General features: G+C 70.9%; 5 protein-coding genes. 1 reads left to right on the top strand and 4 read right to left on the bottom strand.

Features of this window, described 5'->3' with window-relative positions:
* A partial coding sequence (locus NON22_RS19515) for a P-loop nucleotide/nucleoside kinase family protein (protein ID WP_257388646.1) occupies nt 1–542 on the top strand: 542 nt, incomplete at its 5' end.
* 43 nt (nt 543–585) lie between these two features.
* Here NON22_RS19515 and NON22_RS19520 read toward each other — a convergent pair.
* From NON22_RS19520 to NON22_RS19535, 4 genes are all read right to left on the bottom strand, one after another.
* Nucleotides 586–3,306: an FG-GAP-like repeat-containing protein gene (locus NON22_RS19520; protein WP_257388647.1), complete on the bottom strand. Its 2,721-nt coding sequence runs from the start codon at nt 3,304–3,306 to the stop codon at nt 586–588.
* A gap of 35 nt (nt 3,307–3,341) precedes the next feature.
* Complete coding sequence (locus NON22_RS19525) at nt 3,342–4,652, bottom strand: TolB family protein (protein WP_257388648.1); 1,311 nt, start codon at nt 4,650–4,652, stop codon at nt 3,342–3,344.
* 187 nt (nt 4,653–4,839) lie between these two features.
* Nucleotides 4,840–5,349, bottom strand: coding sequence for a DUF4442 domain-containing protein (locus NON22_RS19530; protein ID WP_257388649.1), 510 nt, complete (start codon nt 5,347–5,349; stop codon nt 4,840–4,842).
* A 2-nt stretch (nt 5,350–5,351) separates the two neighbouring features.
* On the bottom strand, nt 5,352–5,616 hold a 265-nt coding region (locus tag NON22_RS19535; protein WP_257388650.1), incomplete at its 5' end, for a tetratricopeptide repeat protein.

Raw genomic sequence — 5,616 nt, forward strand, 5'->3', positions numbered from 1 at the left:
CCCAGGCCGGCCGGCCCGTGGTGGTCGCGCTGATCGGCCTGCCCGGCGCCGGCAAGAGCGTCGTCGCCCGCGCGCTGGCCGATCAGCTCGACTACCGCCGCGTCGACCGCGACGAGATCCGCCACGCGATGTTCCCGCGCTGCGGCTACAGCTTCGTCGAGAAGCGCGCCTCGTTCCGCGGCGTGCTGCTGGCGCTGGAGGTCAACTGCATGCTCGGCGTGTCCAGCGTCATCGACGGCTGCACATTCTCGCGCCGCGCCGACCTGGCCCGTGTCGACCAGGTCGTGCGCCAGTACGCCTATACGCCGGTGTCGATCTTCCTCGACTGCCCGTCGGAGCTCTGCCGCGAGCGCATCGCGCGCGACGTGGCCGGAAACCGCCACCTCGCGCGCGACCGCGATCCGTCCATCGTCGGCGACGTACTCGCACGCATGGAGCCGCCGCCCCCGGGCGCGCTGACCATCGATGCGCGCCTGCCGGCGGCCGAGGTCTGCCGCCTCGCCGTCGAAGCCGTGGCCGGCATCGCCGGCATCGAACGCTGACGCGAGCGGACCGGCGCCGCGACGGCGCCGGCCGCCGGCCGGTTCAGCGCGTGCGTTCGAGCGTGTAGTTCGGATCGAAATACACCGTCTGCGGCCGCGCCGTCAGCACGCCGCGCACGATGCGCGTGTCACGCCAGACCAGGGTTTCGCCGGTCGCCGCGTCGCGCAGGAGCAGATGGCCGGAACCGTAGTCGCCGTCGCCCGGGAAGCCGAGGTGCGCGCCGCCGGCGACCGCGGTCGTCGCGGAGGGCAGCGCCGTGCTGAAGTCCTGGCGCGGCACGCCCTGATCCATGAGGCTCACGATGACCTTGCCCGCGTCCTGCCAGACCAGATCCTCGTAGCCGTCGCCGTTGACGTCGACCGCGGCGGCGAGCGGCGCATTGTTCGGCGGGCGCACGACGTAGCTCCGGAACGGCTTGCTGCCGTCCATGAGCCAGATCGTGATCTCGCCGCTGGAGCGGTTGCGCCAGGCCAGGTCGGCCAGGCCGTCGCCGTTGAATTCGCCGCTGAGCACGAAGTCGTATTCGAGGTTCATGTCGAGGCGTTCGGCGCGTTCGCAGCCGTCGACGACGAACGCGCAATGTACGAGCAGCCAGCCGTCGGACGGATCGCGCACGATCGCGTCGGCGCGCACGTCCGCGTCGGCCTGCAGCAGGTCGGCGATCTGCGCAGTGGCGCGGATCGCGCCGCTGAACAGCGGATTGCGCTGGCCGCGCGGGTCGAGCTGCTGATAGAAGCCGAGGCTGTCGCGCACGATCATGCTGTCGAGCGCGGCGCCGCCGAAGCGGTCGCTGTCGATCCAGCTGTCGTCGGGCTTGCTGTCCAGGCGGCGCCAGGTGCGCATCGGCGTCTCGTAGTATTCGCGGTCGCCGTTGGACAGGTCGCGCCGCACCGGCGAGGAATAGGCGTAGTCCAGGGTCGCGATCGCCGGGCGGAACACGACCAGCGGCTGCGGCGCCGCGCTGGCCGGCGTGTGGAAGCCGTCGCCGGCGTATTCGGCTTCGATCTGGTAGCGGCCGGCGTTGACGAAGAAGCCCTGCGCCGGCGTGGCCAGCGCCGCACGGCCGCCGCTGATCGCGGCGCGGCCGAGCTCGCGGCGGTCGGTCGCCGTGCGCGCATAGAACACGATTTCGCCGCCGGGCGGGCGTGACGCGCTGCCGCTGATCGTCGCGGCGATCGGCAGCGCGGTGTCCATGGCCGGCCGCGGCGAGCCGAGCGCGTCGATCACGAGCGTGGGCCGGACCGCCGGGTCGAGTTTCAGGCAATGCGAGAACTCGGAGGTGTTGCCGGCCGCGTCGGTCGCCGTCGCGCTGACCTGATCGCCGGCACGCAGGCCGCCGAACGGGCGCTGCGGAAACAGCGTGGAGAATCTGGCGACGCCGCTGCCGTCGGTGTCCACGTCGGTGCTGCCGAGGTAGAAATCCGCCGGACCGCTGCCACTGGGATGGCAGCTCGCGGCAAGGAAGAATTCGATCGTGTAGCGGCCCCGCGGTACGGCGTCGAGGCGTCCTTCGACGCCGCCGGCGGCGTTCGCGGTCGTGAGCTCGGGATGATTCTGCAGGCCGTTCGGGCCGCTGTCGGCGTCCTGCGGGTCGTTGGCGAGCGGCGCGAACTGGTTGGCGGCATCCAGGCCGATCAGCGGATAGGCGACGTCGTACATCAGGTTGCGGCTGAGCCGGTTGCCGCTGCCGGCCAGGGTCGGCGGCGACTGCTGCGCGTCGCCGAGCAGCAGGCCGGAGTTGGCTTTGGCGATGATGTTGTCGCTGACGAGGTTGTCCCGTGCGTCCTTGCTCAGGCGCACGGCGACGTCGACATAGGCGAAGCTGCCGCCCCAGACGTCGCGGCCGAAGATGTTGCGCCGGATCGAGTTGCCGCGCGTGGGGTTCTGGTTGCCGCCGAGCAGGCGGATCGCGTTGTCGCCGACCTGGGCGAACAGGTTGTCCGCGATCAGCGAGTCGCGCAGGCCGAAGAAGCTCTGCTGCACGGCCGCCGAATACATCGTCAGCAGATGCTTGGGCGGATTGACGGCGATGCTGCCCGACACTACGCCATCGTGCAGGATCATGCCGCTCATCGGACTGGTGCCGAGGGTGTCCACGCCGAACCAGTTGTTCTGCACGACGTGATTCGCGCCGGTGATCAGGATTCCGGAGCGGGCGCCGTAGATCATGTTGCCGGCGGAGGACTGCGGACCGCCGATGACGATACCGTCGCCGCAGACCGCGCCGATGCCGATACCGCCGTAGGGATCCGGCGTGCCGTCGGCGCGGATGCCGATCATGTTGGCCGTCGCGCGCACGTTGCCGGTCATGATCAGCAGCGCCGGCGAGGTGCCGTGGCCGTTGACGAAGGCCAGTCCGCTGACGGCGCTGCCTTCGGCGCCGCGAATGAACAGCAGGCCGTATTCGACACTGCCGGTGTCCATCTCGATCATCAGGCGGCCGTTGGCGATCGAGGTCGGCGCGATCGCGCCGGGCTGCGAGTAGCCGCGCACGGTCACCGGCGTCTTGAATTCCGGCAGATTGGATCGCGGCGTGATGCGCCAGGGACCGCTGCCGAAGGTCCTCGTGTCGATGTCGAAATCGATGGTGCTGCGATCGGCATTGGCGTTGGCCTGGTTGATCGCGTCGCGCAGGGTGCCGGGACCGGAATCGCCCGGGCTGGTGACGACGAAGCGGCTTTGCGCCGCGGCGTCGGCCGCGGCGAACAGCGCCGCGGCCGCGAGCAGCCAGGCGCGGAAATGGCGCAGGGGGTTCAGGGACATCACAGGGATCCTCGCAGGGGTACGCAGGAAGCGGCCTATTCCAGGCCGCTGTAGAAAATCGCGTCGAGGCCGGCCGCGGCCAGGTGCCAGAACACGTCGGCCGTGCCGTTGCTGTCGCCGGCGACGAGGTTGGCGGCCTGGGACTCGAACACGCTGGTCGCGGCGTCCGCGCTGACGCCGATGCCGCTGCCCGACAGCGCGTTGCCAATCGTGCCGTCGGTCGCGCGGCTCAGCAGCGCGAGATCGCCGGTCGGCGCGTGCCAGCGGAACGCCTGCGCCGGCGCGCCGGCCTGCAGGTCGCAGAGCATCACGACGTGGCCGCTGTCGGCGACCTTGGGATTGCGGCAGGCACTGGCGTTCTGCGCGAGCGGCGGCGCGAACGCGCCGGCCTGCGGCAGCGGCGCCGCGACGAGTGTGCCGGCCTGGCGGTCGCGCAGGAACACGCGGCTCGTCGCGCCCGCGACGAGATTGGCCGCGAACGAGCGGAATACGACGTAGCGGCCCGATGGCGACATCGCCGCCTGGTCCGACTGGCTCGCGCCGGCGACGCCGGCGGCGGATTCGCTGATCCGCACCGTCGTCGCCGCGGCGCGGTCGCGCAGATAGACCTGCTGCACGCCGCCGGCATTGCCCGACACCATGTTCGACGCGGGACTCGCGAAGACCACGTAGCGTCCGTCGGCCGACAGCGCTGCCGTCGACAGGGCCGCGGCGTTGTCGTCGGCCGGATTGCCGGCCGCGTTGCGGCTCACGAGCTCGACCGAGCCGTCGGCGAAGTCCTTGACGAAGATGTCCGCGCGGCTGTTGCCGTCGGCCGCGACGAGATTGCTCGCGAACGACTGGAACGCGACGAAGCGCCCGTCGGCGGAGATGGACGGATAGCGCGACTGGTCGTTGCCGGCGGCGCCGCCGATGCTTTCGCTCGCGCGCCGCGTCGGGCCGCTGCCGCTTTCGCTGCGCAGGATCTGCAGGCCGGCCGCGCCGGGGCCGAGGTTGTCGGCCAGGCTTTCATAGGCGACGTAGCGCGCCTGCAGCGAGGCGACCGGCAGATAGCAGTTGCCGTTGGCGGGCGCGCCGTTGGTATTGCGGCTGAGCAGGCGCACGGCGCCGCCGTCGGGCCGGAATTCGTACACATTGAGCAGGCCGTTCGCCGCCGCGCCGAGATTGCCCGCCGTCGACGTGAACACGATGCGCGTGCCGTCGGCCGACACGGCCGGATCGCGCAGCACGGCGTTCGGCTGCGCGCCGTTGCGCCCGGTCACGCGGCCGAAGACCGCCTGAGCTCGTGCCTCGGCCGGCATCGCCAGGGCGGCGGCCAGCAGAATCCCGACGGCAGTGCAACGCATGCTCGACTCCCGCGCCGTCACCTCGGGCGCTGGCAGTGGATACGTGCTATCGGGCGGCGGACCTTAACCGGTGTCGTCGGTTCGAAGCGGGGGAGCAGCCGTTGCGGCTGCCGAGACTGCCTGGGCCGGCGTGGTGCCGGTTCGGATGATCGATTGTGGATCGGTGCTGCAGCGCGGGCGGCGGCGATCAGGCCGCACGGCCGGGATCGTCATTGCGGGTCAGGTCCGCAGCGTCGGCGGACGTGCGGTCGCGCTTGCGCCGCACGTAGAGCTGCTTGCGCACGCGGGCGATCAGCTCGCCGCCGGCCGTGCGGATTTCGGTGTCGAACCAGCGCAGGTATTTCTCGCCGTTCGCGGTCGCCGCGCGCAGTTCGTCGAGCACCGACTCCTCGACGACGAACTCGGCATAGACGTCCTCGCGGCCAGGCGCGACGAATTCGATGCTGCCGGCCTGATCCCAGACCAGATAGTCGCGGCCGAGGCACTCCATGACCAGGATCATCCAGAACGGATCGGTCATCGCGAACAGGCTGCCGCCGAAATGCGTGCGCACGTAGTTGCGGTTGTACCAGGCCAGCTTCAGGCGCACGCGCGCGCTGCGCCAGTCGGCGGCGACGCGCTCGACGCGGATGCCGCTGAACAGGAACGGCGGCCAGAGGTTCATGATGCGGCGCAGCCGCGCGGGCGTGGCCTTCATGCTCAGAACAGCACGGCCGACATCTTGCGCCGATAGCTGCCGACGAGGTCCTCGTCGTCGAGTACGTTGAACGCGGCGATCAGGCGCTTCTTCGCCTGGCCGTCCTGCCAGTCGCGCTGGATCTTCAGCACCTGCAGGAACTGGTCGAGCCCGGCCGCTGCGTCGCCGTCGATCAGCAGGCGCACGCCGAGCAGGTCGCGCGCGCTCAGGTCGGCCGGATCGCGCTCGACGCGCGCGCGCAGCTCGGCCAGCGGCGGCGCGCCGTCG

The sequence above is a fragment of the Tahibacter caeni genome (assembly GCF_024609805.1).
Lineage (GTDB): Bacteria > Pseudomonadota > Gammaproteobacteria > Xanthomonadales > Rhodanobacteraceae > Tahibacter > Tahibacter caeni.

What these genes read in the sequence shown, in the direction of transcription:
- NON22_RS19520 (WP_257388647.1), bottom strand. Translation starts at nt 3,306, where the DNA reads ATGTCCCTGAACCCCCTGCGCCATTTCCGCGCCTGGCTGCTCGCGGCC.
- NON22_RS19525 (WP_257388648.1), bottom strand. Translation starts at nt 4,652, where the DNA reads ATGCGTTGCACTGCCGTCGGGATTCTGCTGGCCGCCGCCCTGGCGATG.
- NON22_RS19530 (WP_257388649.1), bottom strand. Translation starts at nt 5,349, where the DNA reads ATGAAGGCCACGCCCGCGCGGCTGCGCCGCATCATGAACCTCTGGCCG.